Raw genomic sequence first — 17,354 nt, forward strand, 5'->3', positions numbered from 1 at the left:
CGCACGGAGTGCGGCCGGGCAGTGGGTCGTCGTTCGATGACGGTCAGGGCTGACCGGTCAGTGTGCGGCCTCAAAGGCCTCGATGATGCTCTGCGGGATGCGCCCGCGATCGCTCAATTCGTAGCCCTCGCGGATGGCCCATTCGCGAATCGCCTTGGTGGTCTCCTTGTTGCGGCCCCCACCGGCTGCGGTAGCGGTGGTCGCAGCCCGTTTGGTGACGCGGCCGGTCTGACGGGAGATGTCGAGGTACTTCGACAGCGAATCGCGAAACTGTTGTGCGTGCTTCGACGAGGTATCGAACTCGTAGTTCTTTCCATCGAGTGACCATCGGACGGTTTCGTACTGATCCAGTACCTTGCCGTCGAGATCATCAATGACCTGAACGATTTCTTTTTTCGCCATGAATTGCTTGTCCCCTCGAATTGTGTCAACCGACCAAGACGGACGTACAAGGTTGTTTAAAACCTTCTCCACCCCGTTTTGATCTATTCCCTCGGTGCACAGCATAGACCCAAACCATGAGTACTAGCTGAGAACCCCCGCCTAGACCATAAATCATTGAAAAGCATTATGGAAGTCGAGAACGTGACTTTGTTAAGGAGTGGGCGCTGTACTGCTGTTCGACGGCCGGTTTCGGGAAGTGGCGGGACGGTCGGCAGGGTCTGTTGTCCGCGTCGTCGACGATGCGGCGGACCTCCGCGCAGACGATTCGTCCGATTCCTCCGGTGTGAGACTCACGAGTGATTCAGGCGCTCGATCTGCGGCGTAGATCGTGCGATATCCGTTCGAAGTGATAGCGAAACCGGCTTTTGATCTCGATTCGAGACAAAACATGCCCACGGTCTCAACGAGACAGGAAAAGCGCGAAATCGAAATTGTTCGGCCGTAGTCGACTATCGAACTCCGATACAGCACGGGATATCGATTGGCGCAGGCACCGTGTTCTGGGCCGTCAGGCCCGAGGATCGCGTAATTGCCCGCCCACTCGCAGGCCGCGGACCCCGACGGCGAGCGACGCCCGGACGGTGACGGGGCTTCGTCGGGGTCGTCGGTGATACGGCATGCCAGAGTCGAGGACCCGTTGGTGCCGGTCGAGCAATTGACCGAGCGGTCCGGGGTGGAGAAATGGAAGCCCGAAGAGTCCTGGAGGTCCGAATCCTCGGTCACCGATCCCTGATGGAATCGAGAATTGTCGGCGCGCGGCGCGCGGGCGACGACCCGGCCGATCGTCCAATCGGGCAGATTCTGTGCCGAGTCCTCCCCGCTCGTCGGGCCGGCCGATGACGACTCCGTCTCGGTCACCGTCGACAACTCATCGGTGGGCGGAATCACGATTCGTGACGGAGACGAGTCGGTGGGCAGCGAACACCCGACAATCGCCACCGAGAGAGACAATCCGATCATTGCCCCGGCGGCGTATGCCGCGGCGGCTCGGCCGGGGCGTCGGCGCCGTGACGGGGATTCGGGGCGGAGTCGACGATTTCCGTACCCTTGCACTGTGTCGACCCCCAAGATCGTTCTGTTCTACGTCTTCGTACCGCTGCCCGATCCGGAAGCCATCCGGCTGTGGCAACTGGCTGTGTGCGAGTCGCTGGGACTGCGGGGCAGGATCATCGTGTCACGACACGGGATCAACAGCACCGTCGGCGGCGACATCGCCGCGGTCAAACGTTACGTCAGAGCCACCCGTGCGTATCCCGGGTTCGCCGACGCCGACATCAAATGGTCCGACGGGACCGGTCGCGACTTCCCGCGACTCAGCGTCCGCGTGCGACCCGAGATCGTCACCTTCGGTGTGCCCGACGAGATCGAGGTCGACGAGAACGGGGTGATCGGAACCGGCACCCGTCTCAGTCCGGAAGAGGTGCACGAGCTCGTCGAGGCGCGTGGCGACGAAGTGGTGTTCTTCGACGGCCGCAACGAGATCGAGGCGCAGGTGGGCCGTTTCGCCGGGGCCGTGACGACCAAGGCCCAAACGACCCGGGACTTCGTGCCGCTGATCGAGAGCGGCGCCTTCGATCACCTCAAGGACCGCCCGGTGGTCACCTATTGCACGGGCGGCGTCCGCTGCGAGGTCCTAAGCACCGTGATGCGGCACCGCGGTTTCACCGAGGTCTATCAGCTCGACGGCGGGATCGTCCGCTATGGCGAACGCTTCGGCGACAACGGGCTCTGGCAGGGGTCGCTCTACGTCTTCGACGACCGGATGAGTGTGGAGTTCTCCGATTCCGCGAAGGTCCTCGGGACCTGCGTCGAATGTGGGGGTCCGACGAGCAACGTCGCCAACCACCCCGAGCGTGACGGTCGCGACCTCGCCGTCATCTGCCCGGCGTGCCTGGGGTGAGCACGCGCAGGAAAGCGGCCGGTAGGGGGCCGGTACCGGTCATCGTGGTGGCCGGATACCTGGGTTCGGGCAAGACCACCCTGCTCAACCACCTGCTGCGCTCGGCAGGCGCGGTGGGCACCCGCCTCGGTGTGCTGGTCAACGACTTCGGGGCGGTCAACATCGACGCGTTGCTGGTGTCGGCGCAGGCCGACGGCGCGGTCAGCCTGAGCAATGGGTGCATGTGCTGCACCGTCGACGCCGACGGCCTCGCCGACGCATTGACCTCGATGGTGCGCCCGAGCGCCGGGATCGACGCCGTCGTCATCGAGGCGAGCGGTATCGCCGAGCCCAAGTCCTTGATCCGTATGGTCACTTCGGTGGCCGACCCCCGGTTGCGTTACGGCGGACTCGTCTACGTCCTCGACGCCGCCCACATCGACCAGGTGCGGGCCACGCATCCGGAGATCGACTCGCACGTCGCCATCGCCGATCTGGTCGTCGTGAACAAGGCCGACCTGGTTACCGCGGACTCGCTTCGCTCGGTCGAAGAACTTGTCGCACAACTCAATCCGACCGCGGCGCGGTTGGTGACCCGCGAGTCGGCCGTGGACCCCGCTCTGCTGTTCGATCTCGCCGAACGCGACGCCGCGCCGTCCCGCGACGGCCAGCTGACGCTCGACGAGCTGTTGTTCGATGCCGACGGGCACGATCACCATCACGAGCACATGCACGCCGACTACGAGTCTGTGTCGTTCCACAGCGACCGTCCGATGAGTCCGCGCCGCGTCGCGCAGTTCCTCGAGCGACCGCCCGCCGGGTGCTTTCGCGTCAAAGGCGTGGCGCACTTCGATGTCCCGCGCCACCGGCAGAAGTTCGTCGTACACGGCGTCGGGGGATTCGTGCGCGTGACACGGGAGGCATGGGGCGACGAGAGTCCGTTCACCGAACTGGTGGTCATCGGTCGCGGGCTCGTACCGGACGACGTGCGTTCCGCACTCGACGCAGCCGTCGCAGGACCCGGGGACGCCGATGACGAGCACGGGATTCTCGGGGTGCTGCGCCATGAGGTGGAGTCGGCGCAAGGGTCACCACACGCCGATCGCGATGTCACATCTCCCTAACGAATCCGCATAGGCCCTGACGACCATTTCTCATTGCGGGCTTGGTTTGTTTCACTGTTAAGTCTGTGATCAGTGTGACCAGTGGTGCTCAACGGGAGGGAGTGAGGCGAGTGACAAGCAATCGGGTGCGAAACCGCCGCCTCGACACGCCAATGTTTGGATTCGGAACCAGAAAACGGATGACGGCCGTCGCATTCACGGTCATCGCGGCGGCGTCGACCATGATCGCGTCCACCGCCGTGGTGGCCCCGGCCGCCGCGGCCCCCGCACGCGGAACCGCGCTGGCCGGCAAGACGGTGTTCCTCGACCCGGGCCATCAGGCGAGTGCCGCGGGCCACGACCTCAATGCGCAGGTGCCCGACGGGCGGGGCGGAAGGAAGGACTGTCAGACCACCGGGGCGACCGGTGTGAACGGGGCCAAAGAGCACACCGTCAACTGGCAGATCACCCAGCTCGTCAAGGCCGGCCTGGAGAGCCAGGGCGCGCGCGTGGTGCTGAGTCGACCCGATGACACCGGCTGGGGTGGTTGCGTCGACGAACGTGCGGCCGCGGCCAGTCGTTCCGGTGCCGCGGTGGCGGTGAGCTTGCACGCCGACTCGACGGCGCGCGGAGCCGACGCCGCCAAGAAGGGCTTTCACATGATCGTGCCGTCGCTGCCGATCCCGGACGCCACCGTCAACCGCGTGCAGTCCGGCGAGGGCCGCAAGGCGTCGACCGTGATGCGCGACGCGTTCCTCGGGGCGGGGTTCCCGTCGGCCAACTACGCCGGGGTCCAGAACGGCATCCAGACGCGGGCGGACATCGCCGCGGTGAACCTCACCAAGGTTCCGGCGGTGTTCATCGAGATGGGGAACCTGTCGAACCCGGCCGAGGCAGCCGCGCTCGCCGGACGTGACGGCCAGATCAAATACGCCATGGCCATCACCGACGGCATCCTGAAGTACGTGAACGGCAACGCCGCCACCGGCGCCGGTCCCGCGCCCGCGACGCCGCCCGGCGACACCGGCGGGCTCTCGTCGGTGATCCCGTTCATCGAGCAGCTCCTCGCGACCGAGGATCCCGAAGCGGTGGCGCAGCTGCTGTTGACCCAGGGGCAGGATGTCTCGGCGCAGGTTCTCAGCGCCATGCTGACCATCCTCTACGGACTCTTCGACGGGAAACTGCCGATCGGCTGACGGTTCGGCACGGGAGCGGGGTCGCCCTCGGGTGAGTACACGCGTCTGACCTGCCAGTCCGCCGAACGGCTCAGGCCGGCCGCGGCGGACGGCTAACCTCGCGTTCATGGGCGTGAGAGAACTGCTGTTCATGGACACCCCGGTCCCGTCGCTGCGTGGCCGCAAGGTGCTCGTCACGGGCGCGGCGAGCGGAATCGGACGAGCCACCGCGCAGGCCGCCGCTGCGCGTGGCGCCGAGCTGGTCCTCACCGACCTGCATGCCGATCAACTCGACGAGGTGGTCGCGGCCATCGTCGCCGCCGATGGCACGGTGCTGTACCACGTGGCGGGTGACGTGTCCGATTACGACTGGGTGGCCGGTTTCGCCCGTCAGGTCGACGCCGAGGTCGGGGTCATGGATGTCGTCATGAACATCGCAGGCATCTCGGCGTGGGGGACGGTCGAGAACCTCGAGCACCGGCATTGGCGCAAGCTGATCGACGTCAACCTCATGGGGCCGATCCATATCATCGAATGCTTTGTGCCGCAGATGATCCGACGTGGACAGGGCGGGCACATCGTCAACGTCTCGTCGGCCGCGGGATTGCTGGCCCTGCCGTGGCATGCGGCGTACAGCGCGAGCAAGTTCGGGTTGCGGGGCGTGTCGGAGGTGCTCCGCTTCGACCTGCGGCGTCACGGGATCGGGGTCTCCCTCGTGTGTCCCGGAGGCGTCGACACCCCGCTGGTCGACACCGTCGAGATCGTCGGTGTGGATCGCGAGAATCCGCGGATCAAGGCCGCCATCAACGGTTTCCACAAGGTCGCGGTGTCGCCCGATGTCGCGGCCGCCGCGATCCTCAAGGGCATCCGGAAGAATCGGTTCCTGGTCTACACCTCGTTCGACATCCGGTTCGGATACTGGTGGGCCCGTAAATTCGCCTTGCCCTACGAGATCGCCATGCGCGTGGCCAACGATCGGTTCGAACGGCTGGCACGGATCAGCGCTCGGAGCCTGGAGGCGCGGGCGAGCGACGAGCACTCCACCCGGTGACGGCGACCTTCGTCAAGTCGCTGCGCGACAGCGGTCCGCCCGGCGGCCATCCGGATTTCTTCGCGGCCGAAGCAGCCGGACTGCGGTGGCTCGCCGACGCGGGAGCGCCCGTCGTGGAGGTGGTCTCGGTGAACGAGGATGCCATCGAACTCGAGCGCCTCGACAGCGCACGACCGACTCTCGCGGCCGCGCGTACCTTCGGTGCCGCGCTCGCGCGGATGCACGACGCGGGTGCGCCCCGGTTCGGCTCTCCGCCCGCGGGTTCCGACGGCCGGCCGTTCGCGGGGCAGCTGTTCATCGGGCGCCGGGAGCTGAGTTCGCGCGAGTATCCGACCTGGGGCGAGTTCTACGCCCGTGAACGTGTCGAACCCTATCTCCGCCCCGCGCGGGAGGCCGGCCACCTGACCGCGGCCGACGAGGACGCCGTCCGCGAGGCGTGCGAGCTGATCGCGAGCGGAGTCTTCGACGACGCCGACCCCCCGTCGCGCATCCACGGCGACCTGTGGAGCGGCAACGTCATGTGGACGCCGGGCGGCGTCGTGATGATCGATCCGGCGGCACATGGGGGCCACCGGGAGACCGACCTCGCCATGCTCGCCCTGTTCGGCTGCCCCCACCTCGATGCCATCGTCGAGGGTTATCGCGACGAGCATCCGTTGACAGCGGGCTGGCAGGACCGCATCGACGTGCACCAACTCCATCCGCTTGCCGTGCACGCCGCCGGTCACGGACCTGGTTACGGCTACGAGCTGGGGCGCGCCGCTCGCGCATCCTCGGCGCTGGCACGTGGATGACGCACGGGATGATCGGGGAGTGACAGTCAACGATGCAAGCCCGAACTCAGTATTGATCGTGTCCGCCACGCGAGCCGAGGCACAGCATGTGCCGCCCGGTTCCCGTCTGCTCGTCACCGGAATCGGCAAAGTCCGTGCGACGCTCGCACTCAGTCGCGAACTGGCCGCGGGAAGCCCGGTCACGCAGGTGATCAACATCGGCACGGCGGGCGCGCTGCGCGACGGGATGGCCGGGGACGACGAACTCGGCCTGTTTCTCCCGTCGGCGGTCCTCGAACACGACATCAGCAGCACCGAGCTGCGGGCGATGGGCTATGTCATGACCGACCGCTGGGAACTGCCCGATGGTGACGGCACGGTACTGGCATCCGGGGACACGTTCGTGGCAGATCCGGTGCGCCGCGAAGAGCTGGCCCGCCACGCCCACCTCGTCGACATGGAGGGGTGCGCGGTCGCGCATGTCAGCGAACAGTTCGGCATCCCGTGCCGGCTGGTGAAAGCGATCACCGACAACGCCGACGAGGGCGCGATGGAGTGGCCGCAACTCGTCGACGAGGCAGCACGCCGACTGGGCCGGTGGCTCGAGATCAACGTCACCGGCTGACCGGCTGACCGGCCGATCGGACGTCAGGGCCGGGAGTCGGCCACTCCCGCGGGCGGGACGTCGGTCGCCGACTCGTAGGTCGGGATGTCCGGGCGCCGATGGTCGGCGGGAGGCGCGTCCGACGGCGTCAGGTCTGCAGCACCCAGCTCCGCGACCGTCGGTCGGGAAGTGCCCGACCGCGCACCGCCGGGCTGGCGAGCCGAGGTCGACGGGCGGTCTGTCGTGTCGGTCGCACGCGGCGCGGGCGGACGCGATGCGGGGGCCTGGCTCTTGGGTGCCCCAGACTTCGCGCCCGAAGACTTGGTGCCCGAAGACTTGGTGCCCGGAGGCTTGGTGCCCGAAAACCTGGTGCTCGGCCGGCTCCCGCCCGGAGAATTCACGCCCTGAGCCTTGGTCGGTGGCGAGTCGACGGCGGCCGACCCCGATGTGGTCGGTCCGCTGCCCGCACTGCCGGCAGCGGTCGACCCTTTCGCGCGTCGGTGCGAATTCGCACGACCCGCACCGGGGCGTTCGGCGTCGCGACGGCCGGCCGCCGAGCGCGAGGGGGTCCGCCTCTTCGCACCGTCGGTGCCGTCACGGGTGAGGAACCAGCGAGCGAGGACCAGGGCGAGGGTCACGACGAACGTCGTCGCCATCCACGGGAAATCGGCGGCGATCGGAAGCAGCACATTGAAGATCAGACTCTTCAGACCTGACGACGCCTGCTCGGAGTTGAGGCCGTACAGGGTGACGATGCTGACGAAGAACGCGATGAGCGGCGGCTGAGCGGCCGCGGTGAACAACGCGCGCCGGCGCACCGCCAGAGCGGCGATCACGCAGCCGACGAGGTAACAGAACTTGTAGATCGAGCCGAGCGAGTCGTTGCTGCCGGCGTCGATCGCCGCGCCGAGGCCCGTGATCCCGGTGCCCAGGAGAACGGCGCCCCACCACGGCACACCGCGGACCGCGGGCAGCACCGACTGCTGGTCCAGAGGCACCGCGGTTTGGAGACGTTGCGGGGAAGACACATGGTCACGGTACCGGTTCGTCGACGGAAATCGTTCCACCCCCGAACTGTGGCGTGGACGTCGACGACGGCGTCGTCGCTGGTGCATCGTCGAATCCGGTGGATCGGCAGGTGTCGTGGATCACGGGGGGCCGTGGCGGTTCCGGGACATCGCCCAGTGCGTCGAGTTCCGCCAGTCGTCGCGCGGTGACCCCGAGCCGGGACTCGACCGACCCGATCGTCGAGTTGTAGGCATCGACCGTCCGCTGCAGTGACGTGCCGAGGGTGCCCAGATGTCCGAGCACCGCCGCCAGACGCTGATGCAGCTGAAGACCGAGGTCGTGGATGACGGCCGCGTCGCGGGCCATCGCATCGTGGCGCCATCCCAGTGCGACCGTCCGCAGCAGAGCGATGAGGGTGGTGGGTGTCGCGATCACCACGTTGCGGGCGAACCCGAACTCGAGGAGATCGGGATCGGTGCGCGCGGCCGATTCCAGGACGACATCGCCGGGCAGGAACAGGACCACCATCTCCGGCGTGTTGTCGAACGCCGACCAGTACGCCTTCGCCGACAACCGCGCGATGTGCGCGCGCAGTGCCCGGGCGTGCTCGCCGAGAAGCCGGTCGCGTGTGGCGGCGTCGGTGGACTCCGCGGCGCGCAGATACGCCTCGAGCGGAACCTTCGCGTCGACGACGATGTCGCGCCCGCCCGCCAGGTGGACGACGAGGTCGGGGCGGAGAGTCGGGCCGGAACCCGAACCGTTGACCGTCGACGTGCCGGTGACCGTGACCTGGGTGCTGAAGTCGCAGTGTTTCGTCATACCCGCCAGTTCGACGACGCGCTCGAGCTGCACCTCACCCCATCGACCGCGCGTATGGGAGCTGTGCAGCGCGTTGGCCAGCTGGCGCGTCTGGTCGTTGAGCGCCACCGACGCGGCGTGGATGCCGCGCACCTGCTCGGTCAGACCCGCGTAGGCGCCGATCCGATTGGACTCGACCCGCCGCAGCTCGTCGGCGAGCTGCGCGAGGTTGGACTTCAGCGGTTCGACGATGTGGGCGACCTGGCTCCCGATCGCGCTCGACTGCCGGCGGGCCGCGTCTTCGGTGGCCCACGACAGCGAGGATGCGACGTCTTCGCGGCCAGCACGCAGCGTGTCGATCTCGGCGCGGGCCGCGGCGACCTCGGCCGCACTGCGTGCCGCATGTGCCCACCAGCCCAGGGCGATACCGAGGACGACGCCGAACACGAGTGAGAGTGCAGCTGCGGTCATGGGGTCGATGGTGTCGGACGACTCTGACAATCACCGCCGGAGCTGAGTCGGCGGGCGGCGTGCGCCTCAGCCGTCGGCCTCAGTCGCCGCTGGGGGCCGTCGTGTGGCGCGGTGCCTCGAAGTCGAGTAGCCACTGCTTGGTCGGGAGACCGTAGCGGAAGCCGCCCAGTGTTCCGTCACCGCGCTTCACCCGGTGGCAGGGGACGAACAGTGCCGCCGCATTGCGCGCGCATGCCGCTGCGGCTGCGCGTACCGCGGCCGGTTGGCCGGCGAGTTCGGCGAACTGCGTGTAGGTGACAGGGTGGCCGGCGTCCACCTTGCGCAGGGCATCCCACGCCTGCCCGAGGAACGCGCCTCCGGACCGCTGGATCACCGCGATTCGTGAGGGTGCGTCGAGGTCGCCGGAGTAGTAGGCCGACACCGCGTCGGTGATCTCGGCGAGCGCGGCCGATCGATGGGTCGTGGCGGGTCGGAGCGTGGGATGCACGAGCGCGGCCAGATACGCGGGGTCGTCGGTCCAGCCGGACGCGAGGACCCGGAGTTCGTCGTCGACGACGACGGTGAACGGCCCGTTCGGTGTGTCGACGGTGGCGAAGGCGCCCGACGCCGGCGCGGGCGGCGTCGATCCGGCCGCGGTCTCGATCTGGCCGGTGCTCTCGGTGGTGGTCGGTGCGGACATGTCTCTCCTCGGTGGTTTCGGGGTGGTGGAGGCTCGGCGTCAGGTGGTGCGCGTCATACGACCTGTCCGGTGGCATCGAGTCGGTGTCGCCACAGGTGCATCGTCGCGTAGGAGCGCCAGGGTGCCCAGTGCTGTGTGTCGCGCAGGTCCACTCGGAGGTCGGCGGCGGCCCGCACCACGACGAGGTCGTTCGCGAGCAGGACGTCGGGGTCGCCGGTCACGCGCATGGTGACGATGTCGGCGGTCCAGGGTCCGATGCCGGGCAACTCGAGCAGTTGCGCACGAAGATCAGACGCATCGACCCCCACATGTGGTTCCACCCGACCTTCGGCGAGTGCTCGGGCGACACCGATCACCGCCGCGACCCGACGGGCGGGGCCACGCAGGACCTCGTGTCCGCGCTCGGCGATGGCCGCCGGGGTCGGAAAGGTGCGCAACGACCGGCCGCCCTGTTCGGTGAGGTGCTCCAGCGGTTCGCCGAGGGCGTCGACGAGCCGGTCGATCTGGTTGCGGGCGGCAGCCAGGCTGACCTGTTGGCCGAGCATGGTCCGAAAGATGGTCTCGGCCGGATCGAGACTTCCGGGCGCACGCAGGCCGGGTGCCCGGCCGATGAGTTCTCGCATCGTCGAATCCGCGCCCAGCGCGTCCTCGGCTGCCGCGATGTCGGCATCGAGGTCGAGCTGTCGTCGGATCCGATTGACCGCGACTCCGAGATCGCGCATGTCGAGATGGTCGAGGACCACCACGGCGTGATCGTCGTGCGGCTCGACGACGGCAAGCGCGGGGCCGTGTGGCAACGGCAGCACGCGACGATACGACCAGCCCAGCGGCGTGTCCGGGGTGTCGATCACCTCTTCCACGCCCGCCGCCGCATGGGCGGCGAGGAACCACCGCATCCAGTCCCAGCGATAGGGCGGGCGGAACGGGAGTCGGAGGGTCACGCTCCCCGGCGCGTGTTCGCCTTCGAGGCGTCGGCCCCGAGACGTCGGTAGACGACGCAGCTCGGTGGGCGTGAGGTCGAACACCGCCCGGATGGTGTCGTTGAACTGACGCACGCTCGCGAAGCCGGCGGCGAATGCGACGTCGGCCATCGGCATCGTCGTGCACTGGATGAGGACCCGGGCGTTGGTCGCGCGGTGCGCACGTGCGAGCGCGAGCGGGCCTGCGCCGAGGTGTTCGGTGAGGACTCGTGTCAGATGCCGCGGCGAGTACCGCAGCCTTGCCGCCAGGCCGTCGACACCTTCGCGTTCGACGATCCCGTCGGCGATGAGGCGCATCGCGCGAGATGACATGTCGGCGTTGAGATTCCATTGGGGTGAGCCGGGAACGGCATCGGGTGCGCACCGGCGGCACGCGCGGTATCCCTGCTGTTGGGCCGCGGCCGCGGTGAGTACGAAGGCGACGTTCTGTGGTCGCGGTGTCTGTGCGGGACACGACGGGCGGCAGTAGATCCCGGTGGTGCGGACGGTGACGAAGAACTGTCCGTCGAAGCGCGCGTCACGGGCCTGCACCGCCCGGTAGCAACGATCGAAGTCCGGGGCGGCGTGGGCTGGATACTGCACGGGGGCTCCTGCGGTCACCTGTCCACTGTGTCATTCGGAGTGCGGCTGATCTGGCGGGAATCGGACATCACGACGGACGGCGAAAAGAGTCGCGAAAAGTGTGATCTGAAGCACAGTGCTATGGCAGCATGGCGCCATGACCACACGGTTCGATGGCCGCAGAAGCCGGCACGACGACCTTCCCCTGGCAGCCTTGCCCGCGTGGGGGCTCGAGATGATGATGGGTCTCTACGGCCCCGAGACGATACGTCGGGCGTGTGCCGACGAGGCGGAACTCGGTGTCGTGGCCCCGCCGCTGCCGGCTCCCGAACCCTGTCGGCGAGACGACACCCCGGAGACGTTCAACCAGGTCGACGCCGAGCTGGAGGCGATCAACTCCCTCTTTCGCTACCTCGGACGCAAGCTGCGCCGTCACTGAGACGAGTGTCGTCTGCACCACGTGTTCTGACGCTTGTCGCCGCGTCGACGTCGCATCGTCAAGGCGATGTGTGAGGATCCCCAGGTGACTGACAGCCCGGATGACGACCGCGCGGAGAACGTTTCCGGCGACGAGAAACCAGACGCGAGCCAGCTCGGGGTCGATGCCGTCCTCGGCGGTGACGCGGTGCTCGGCGGCGGCAAGAAGTCGTATCCGACACGCACTCAGGTGATGATGTCGGGATTGCGATCCTGCGCGACGGTGGGTGCGCAGATCGTCCTCGTGGCAGCAGCCACCTGGGTGTTGTTCTGGCTGCTGGGCAAGTTCTGGGTGATCCTGCTCCCGGTCCTCCTGGCCATCATCGTGTGCACCATCCTCTGGCCACCCGTGCGATGGATGCGTAATCACGGGGTCCCGGCTGCAGCGGCGTCATTGCTGATGATGCTGGTCGGGCTCGGTGTCCTCGGTGGCGTGATCGGTCTGATCGTGCCGTCGGTCGTCGATCAGGCGCCCGAGCTGGCGAGTCGCGCCACGGACGGCGTCCGGCATCTGCAGGACTGGGTGCAGGGTCCGCCCCTGAACGTCGACGACAAGCAACTCGACAACATGGTCGACACGATCACCGGCCGACTGCAGTCGAGCGCGTCGACGATTGCCGCCGGTGTCTTCAGCGGGGTCGGAACGGCGACCTCGGTCCTGATCACGCTGTTCACCTCGCTCGTGCTCGTCTTCTTCTTCCTCAAAGACGGTCCGAAGTTCGTGCCGTGGCTCAACCGCACCGTCGGCCGGCCGTCCGGCTACCACCTCGGTGAGGTCCTGACCCGGATGTGGAACAGTCTCGGTGGGTTCATCCGGACGCAGGCGATCGTCAGTTTCGTCGACGCCGCCCTGATCGGTCTGGGCTTGTTCATCCTCAACGTCCCGCTCGCCTCGGTGCTGGTGGTCATCACCTTCCTCGGCGGCTTCATCCCGATCGTCGGTGCGTTCGTCGCCGGCGCCCTCGCGGTCCTGATCGCGCTGGTCTCCAACGGTCTGACGACGGCACTCATCGTGCTCGGCATCATTCTCGCGGTGCAGCAACTCGAGGGGAACGTGCTGCAGCCGTGGTTGCAGGCCAAGTCGATGGACCTCCATGCGGTGATCGTCCTGCTGTCGGTCACGCTGGGCGGCACGCTGTTCGGCATCACCGGAGCCTTCCTGGCGGTTCCGGCCGTGGCGTCGCTCGCCGTCGTGCTGCGTTACCTCAACGAGCGGATCGCCGAGCGGGCGGGTGAGTCGCTGCCATCTGCCGGTGCTCCGGTGACCACGCAGATCGGCGTCCCGAACGAGGACCCGTCGAAGGATCCGCCCAACCCGGTCAAGGGGTTGCTCGACCGGGACTGAACGCCAGGGCTGACGCACCGGTCGGCGTCGGCGCGACTGCCGATAGACTGGGCGCCCGTGAGTCTCACCCTGGGAATCGTCGGCCTGCCCAACGTCGGAAAGTCGACCCTGTTCAATGCCCTGACACGCAACGACGTGCTCGCCGCGAACTACCCGTTCGCCACCATCGAGCCCAACGTCGGCGTGGTCGAGTTGCCCGACAAGCGGCTCGATCGTCTGTCCGAGATCTTCGGCAGCGAGCGAATCCTGCCCGCCACGGTGTCGTTCGTCGACATCGCCGGCATCGTCAAGGGCGCCTCCGAGGGCGAGGGCATGGGCAACCAGTTCCTGGCCAACATCCGTGAGGCCGACGCCATCTGCCAGGTCGTGCGGGTCTTCGACGACGGTGATGTCGTCCACGTCGACGGTCGGGTCGATCCGTTCGCCGACATCGAGGTCATCGAGACCGAACTGATCCTCGCGGACATGCAGACGCTCGAGAAGGCGATCCCGCGCCTGGAGAAGGACGCGCGCAAGAACAAGGAGCTCGCCGCGACCCTCGAGGCCGCCAAGAAGGCACAGGAACTGCTCGACAGCGGCAAAACACTGTTCTCGCAGAACGATTCGTTCGACCTGTCGTCCGTACGTGAACTGCACCTGATGACCGCGAAGCCGTTCCTCTACGTCTTCAACTCCGACGAGGGCGTCCTCACCGACGACGCCAAGAAGGCCGAACTCCGTGCGGCCGTCGCACCGGCGGACGCGGTCTTCCTCGATGCCAAGGTCGAGAGCGAACTCCTCGAACTCGACGAGGAGGACGCGCAGGAACTGCTGGACTCCATCGGACAGGACGAGCCGGGCCTGACATCGTTGGCGCGCGCCGGTTTCCACACCCTCGGGCTGCAGACGTACCTCACCGCGGGTCCCAAGGAATCGCGTGCCTGGACCATCCACCAGGGCGACACCGCACCCAAGGCTGCGGGTGTCATCCACACCGACTTCGAGAAGGGCTTCATCAAGGCCGAGATCGTCTCCTTCGACGACCTCGACGCCGCCGGTTCGATGGCCGCCGCCAAGTCCGCGGGCAAGGTGCGGATGGAGGGCAAGGACTACGTGATGAAGGACGGGGACGTCGTGGAGTTCCGCTTCAACGTCTGAGCGCGATGCCTGTCGAAGAGATCTACCTCGCCGCCGGCTGCCTCTGGGGTGCGCAGGTGTTCATCGCGACGCTCCCCGGGGTGACGATCACCGAGGCCGGGCGGGCCAACGGTGCGAGTCGGTCGCTCGACGGCGAGTACGACGGGTACGCCGAATGTGTCCGGACCCGATTCGATCCGACCGTCGTGGGTGTCGAGCAGTTGATGACGTACGTCTTCGAGATCATCGACCCGTACAGCGTCAACGAGCAGGGGCCGGATGTCGGCGAGAAGTACCGGACCGGCGTGTACTCCGCCAACCCGGCGCACCTCGAACAGGCGCGGGCCTTCATCGACGCGAGAGACGACGCGGATCGCATCGCCGTCGAGGTGCTTCCGCTGACGAACTATGTACGGAGCGCGGAAGAGCATCAGGACCGGCTCGCGCGCTTTCCGGAGAGTTCGTGCCATCTCCCGCCGGAACTGCTGACCAAGTACCGGAACTGACGGTCAGCAATTGGTATCGCTCAGCGATACCCCATGCTGAACCCGTCGCGTCGAGCGTCCCGAGCGAGACGATCTGTCGCACAATGACTGGATGGCCAGATTCCTGACGATCCTGCACGGCACGGACGCCGACGTCGACAGGGTGGAACCGAACGCGCAGCAGCAGCGCGAGTTCATGAACGCCTGGGCAGCGTGGGCACAAAATCACGGCGAGGCCCTCGTCGATCCCGGCTCGCCCCTGTTCCGGAAGAAGCGCATCACGGCGGAGGGGGACGAGGATTTGCGCCTCGAAGACTACGAGGACTCTGCGGTGGCCTACGCAATCGTCGAGGCCGACACCCACGACGCAGCGGTTCAGATCGTCAGCGAGCACCCACACCTACGACTCGCGGTCGGCAATTCGATTGGGGTGATCGAGTGCCCGCCTATCTCTGACTAGTCCGACGTGAACGAGTGATCGGGAGGCCTCGACTCGACCGCCAGACCTCAACTCGACCGCCAGACCTCGATCGAAGTCTGCCTGTCGAGTTGAGCTCTCGCGGTCCGGTCGCCGTCGGCTTGGCGCGACACGCGCATCGCCGACGCCCGTCGTTGCTAGCGTGACGATCATGCCCATCAGACTCGAGAACGTCGCGATCGCCGTGCGCGACCTGGACGCGACCATCGCCTTCTTCACCGATCTCGGACTCGAGGTCATCGGCCGTGACACCGTCCAGGGCGAATGGTCGGACACCGCAGTCGGACTCGATGGCAATCACGCGAAGATCGCGATGCTGCAGACGCCGGACGGGGACGGGCGACTCGAACTCTTCGAGTACATCCACCCCGAAGCGGTCGAGACCGCACCCACCCGTCCCAACGTCATCGGCATGCATCGTGTCGCGTTCTCGGTCGACGACATCGACGACGCGCTCGCCATCGCCGCACGCCACGGGTGTCACCCACTGCGCGGCGTCGCGACCTACGAGAACATCTACAGACTCACCTACGTGCGAGGTCCGAGCGACATCCTTGTGATGTTCGCGCAGAAGCTCTCACCGAACGGACCTGATCAGACGAAGTGACGATCCGTCACGGGATCTGACCGAATGGGTTGGCGCCGAACGGCAGTCGCGAACCACCGGAGTCGCCGCCGGAGCCGCGTCCGGACTCGGGCACGGTTGTCTGCGCCTTGTCGACGGTGCTGCCGAGCTTGACCTGGACCGTGCGGGCCCCCGAACCCGACCCGATGGTCACCGGCACGGTCTCGCCCGGCGCGTGCGTGAGCACCTGCGCCATGAGGTCGGCGTAGTCAGCCACCGGGGTGTCACCGATCTTGGTGATGACGTCACCATTGTCGATGCCGGCTTTGTCGGCGGGTCCGCCGTTCTCGACGGTGGTCACCGTCGCGCCGTCCTCGGTGTTGTTCGACGACAGTGAACCGGATACTCCCAGTACGGGTTTGGTGGCCTGACCGTCCGCGAGGAGCTGATTCGCGATGCGCTTGGCCGTGTTGATCGGGATGGCGAAACCGAGACCGAAGGTCTGCAGCCCGCCACTCGCGGCCTGCCCGGTGTCCACCGCCGAGTTCACGGCCACGACCTGTCCCTGCAGATTCACCAGCGGCCCACCGGAATTGCCCGGATTGATCGGGGTGTCGGTCTGCAGACCGTTGTACACGGTGACACCGGAACCGCTTTCGTCGCCCGCGGCCACCGTCCGCGACAATGCGCTGACGATCCCGGAGGTGACGGTGTTCGACAGGCTGTCGGGGCTGCCGACGGCGACGACCTGCTCGCCGACCTTGAGTGCGTCGGAGTCGCCGAGGGTGGCCGGCGTCAGTCCGGATGCGCCGTCGAGCTTGATGACCGCGAGATCGTAGGACGGGGAGTTGCCGGTCACCGTCGCGGTGTGTTGCTTCCCGTCGCCGGTGGTGACCACGATCTTGCTGCCCGCCCCGGCCCCGGCGACGACGTGATGGTTCGTCAGGACGTAACCGTCCTGGGACAGCACGATTCCGCTACCCACGGAGGTTCCGTTCGGGGTCTGGACCTTGATGTCGGCGGCCGACTTCGACGCGACGCTCGCCGCATACGTCACCGAACCCGGCTCGAGGCCGGCGGCGTTGGCGGCGGCCGCGGGCTGCGAGCTGAGCGACGGCACCGACGGTGCGGCACTGTTGCCGACCAGTGCGGTCCCGCCGACACCCACTGCGCCGCCGATCAATCCGGCGAGCAGCGCGGTCACGATGATGGGTTTCGTCACCCCGGCGCGGGGTCGCGACGCCGGTGGCGTCGTGGGATGGGCCAGGGGTGGATGTGGCGGTGCCCCTTGTGTCAGGGGTGATGTGGGCGGCGGGGTGGCCTGCTGGTTCGTCATCCAGGGTCCGGGTGGCTGTGCGGGTC

General features: G+C 67.3%; 18 protein-coding genes. 12 read left to right on the top strand and 6 right to left on the bottom strand.

Translation table 11 applies throughout. From position 1 onward, the window contains the following. Positions 1–57 precede the first annotated feature (57 nt). Positions 58–402, bottom strand: a complete 345-nt coding sequence (locus MAY35_RS19540) for an Lsr2 family protein (protein ID WP_238422944.1) — start codon at positions 400–402, stop codon at positions 58–60. A 1,096-nt stretch (positions 403–1,498) separates the two neighbouring features. On the opposite strand from MAY35_RS19540, the gene MAY35_RS19545 reads away from it, so the two are divergent. The 6 genes from MAY35_RS19545 (at position 1,499) to MAY35_RS19570 (ending at position 7,050) form a co-directional block, all read left to right on the top strand. Further along, positions 1,499–2,344 carry a rhodanese-related sulfurtransferase gene (locus MAY35_RS19545; protein ID WP_238422945.1) on the top strand — a complete coding sequence of 282 codons (846 nt, stop codon included), beginning with the start codon at positions 1,499–1,501 and terminating at the stop codon, positions 2,342–2,344. After that, positions 2,332–3,447, top strand: coding sequence for a GTP-binding protein (locus MAY35_RS19550; protein WP_238422946.1), 1,116 nt, complete (start codon positions 2,332–2,334; stop codon positions 3,445–3,447). The genes MAY35_RS19545 and MAY35_RS19550 overlap by 13 nt, the downstream gene beginning before the upstream one ends. A 179-nt stretch (positions 3,448–3,626) precedes the next feature. Next, the gene (locus MAY35_RS19555; RefSeq protein WP_374237985.1) at positions 3,627–4,622 is read left to right on the top strand and encodes an N-acetylmuramoyl-L-alanine amidase; all 996 of its coding nucleotides are present in this window, start codon (positions 3,627–3,629) and stop codon (positions 4,620–4,622) included. A 106-nt stretch (positions 4,623–4,728) separates the two neighbouring features. Then, entirely contained in the window at positions 4,729–5,652 is a 924-nt protein-coding gene (locus MAY35_RS19560) for an SDR family oxidoreductase (protein ID WP_238422948.1), read from the top strand. Then, the gene (locus MAY35_RS19565; RefSeq protein ID WP_238422949.1) at positions 5,649–6,446 is read left to right on the top strand and encodes a fructosamine kinase family protein; all 798 of its coding nucleotides are present in this window, start codon (positions 5,649–5,651) and stop codon (positions 6,444–6,446) included. Before MAY35_RS19560 ends, MAY35_RS19565 begins: the two co-directional genes overlap by 4 nt. Before the next feature lie 19 nt (positions 6,447–6,465). Continuing rightward, the gene (locus MAY35_RS19570) at positions 6,466–7,050 is read left to right on the top strand and encodes a nucleosidase (RefSeq protein WP_308192474.1); all 585 of its coding nucleotides are present in this window, start codon (positions 6,466–6,468) and stop codon (positions 7,048–7,050) included. A gap of 23 nt (positions 7,051–7,073) precedes the next feature. On the opposite strand, the gene MAY35_RS19575 is transcribed toward MAY35_RS19570, so the two are convergent. The 4 genes from MAY35_RS19575 to MAY35_RS19590 all read right to left on the bottom strand — a co-directional run bounded on the left by MAY35_RS19575 (position 7,074) and on the right by MAY35_RS19590 (position 11,565). Further along, positions 7,074–8,057 (bottom strand): DUF6542 domain-containing protein, encoded by a 984-nt coding sequence (locus tag MAY35_RS19575; RefSeq protein WP_238422951.1) that lies wholly within the window; start codon positions 8,055–8,057, stop codon positions 7,074–7,076. Between the two features lie 4 nt (positions 8,058–8,061). After that, the gene (locus MAY35_RS19580) at positions 8,062–9,306 is read right to left on the bottom strand and encodes a DNA recombination protein RmuC (protein WP_238422952.1); all 1,245 of its coding nucleotides are present in this window, start codon (positions 9,304–9,306) and stop codon (positions 8,062–8,064) included. A 79-nt stretch (positions 9,307–9,385) separates the two neighbouring features. Next, a complete protein-coding gene (locus MAY35_RS19585) occupies positions 9,386–9,985 on the bottom strand; it encodes a methylated-DNA--[protein]-cysteine S-methyltransferase (protein ID WP_238422953.1) in 600 nt (199 codons plus the stop codon). Between the two features lie 53 nt (positions 9,986–10,038). Continuing rightward, positions 10,039–11,565: an Ada metal-binding domain-containing protein gene (locus tag MAY35_RS19590; protein ID WP_238422954.1), complete on the bottom strand. Its 1,527-nt coding sequence runs from the start codon at positions 11,563–11,565 to the stop codon at positions 10,039–10,041. A 118-nt stretch (positions 11,566–11,683) separates the two neighbouring features. On the opposite strand from MAY35_RS19590, the gene MAY35_RS19595 reads away from it, so the two are divergent. The 6 genes from MAY35_RS19595 to MAY35_RS19620 all read left to right on the top strand — a co-directional run bounded on the left by MAY35_RS19595 (position 11,684) and on the right by MAY35_RS19620 (position 16,034). Further along, positions 11,684–11,965, top strand: a complete 282-nt coding sequence (locus tag MAY35_RS19595; protein WP_238422955.1) for a hypothetical protein — start codon at positions 11,684–11,686, stop codon at positions 11,963–11,965. Between the two features lie 84 nt (positions 11,966–12,049). Next, entirely contained in the window at positions 12,050–13,348 is a 1,299-nt protein-coding gene (locus MAY35_RS19600; protein ID WP_238422956.1) for an AI-2E family transporter, read from the top strand. Positions 13,349–13,405: 57 nt separating this feature from the next. Then, positions 13,406–14,485 carry a redox-regulated ATPase YchF gene (gene ychF, locus MAY35_RS19605; RefSeq protein ID WP_238422957.1) on the top strand — a complete coding sequence of 360 codons (1,080 nt, stop codon included), beginning with the start codon at positions 13,406–13,408 and terminating at the stop codon, positions 14,483–14,485. A 5-nt stretch (positions 14,486–14,490) separates the two neighbouring features. Next, complete coding sequence (locus MAY35_RS19610) at positions 14,491–14,970, top strand: peptide-methionine (S)-S-oxide reductase (protein ID WP_238422958.1); 480 nt, start codon at positions 14,491–14,493, stop codon at positions 14,968–14,970. Positions 14,971–15,061: 91 nt separating this feature from the next. After that, a complete protein-coding gene (locus MAY35_RS19615; RefSeq protein ID WP_238422959.1) occupies positions 15,062–15,409 on the top strand; it encodes a hypothetical protein in 348 nt (115 codons plus the stop codon). Between the two features lie 169 nt (positions 15,410–15,578). Beyond that, on the top strand, positions 15,579–16,034 hold the full coding sequence (locus tag MAY35_RS19620; protein WP_238422960.1) for a VOC family protein: 456 nt from the start codon (positions 15,579–15,581) through the stop codon (positions 16,032–16,034). Between the two features lie 7 nt (positions 16,035–16,041). Here MAY35_RS19620 and MAY35_RS19625 read toward each other — a convergent pair. After that, the coding region (locus tag MAY35_RS19625) for a trypsin-like peptidase domain-containing protein (RefSeq protein WP_308192475.1) at positions 16,042–17,354 on the bottom strand (1,313 nt) is incomplete at its 5' end.

It is taken from the genome of Gordonia sp. 'Campus' (assembly GCF_022206305.1).
In the GTDB taxonomy this organism is placed as follows: Bacteria; Actinomycetota; Actinomycetes; order Mycobacteriales; family Mycobacteriaceae; genus Gordonia.

Bases quoted from the DNA above. Each gene is read 5' to 3' on its own strand.
- MAY35_RS19560 (WP_238422948.1), top strand. From the start codon at position 4,729: ATGGGCGTGAGAGAACTGCTGTTCATGGACACCCCGGTCCCGTCGCTG.
- MAY35_RS19610 (WP_238422958.1), top strand. From the start codon at position 14,491: ATGCCTGTCGAAGAGATCTACCTCGCCGCCGGCTGCCTCTGGGGTGCG.
- MAY35_RS19585 (WP_238422953.1), bottom strand. From the start codon at position 9,985: ATGTCCGCACCGACCACCACCGAGAGCACCGGCCAGATCGAGACCGCG.
- MAY35_RS19595 (WP_238422955.1), top strand. From the start codon at position 11,684: ATGACCACACGGTTCGATGGCCGCAGAAGCCGGCACGACGACCTTCCC.
- MAY35_RS19555 (WP_374237985.1), top strand. From the start codon at position 3,627: ATGACGGCCGTCGCATTCACGGTCATCGCGGCGGCGTCGACCATGATC.
- MAY35_RS19580 (WP_238422952.1), bottom strand. From the start codon at position 9,306: ATGACCGCAGCTGCACTCTCACTCGTGTTCGGCGTCGTCCTCGGTATC.
- MAY35_RS19615 (WP_238422959.1), top strand. From the start codon at position 15,062: ATGGCCAGATTCCTGACGATCCTGCACGGCACGGACGCCGACGTCGAC.
- MAY35_RS19540 (WP_238422944.1), bottom strand. From the start codon at position 402: ATGGCGAAAAAAGAAATCGTTCAGGTCATTGATGATCTCGACGGCAAG.
- MAY35_RS19620 (WP_238422960.1), top strand. From the start codon at position 15,579: ATGCCCATCAGACTCGAGAACGTCGCGATCGCCGTGCGCGACCTGGAC.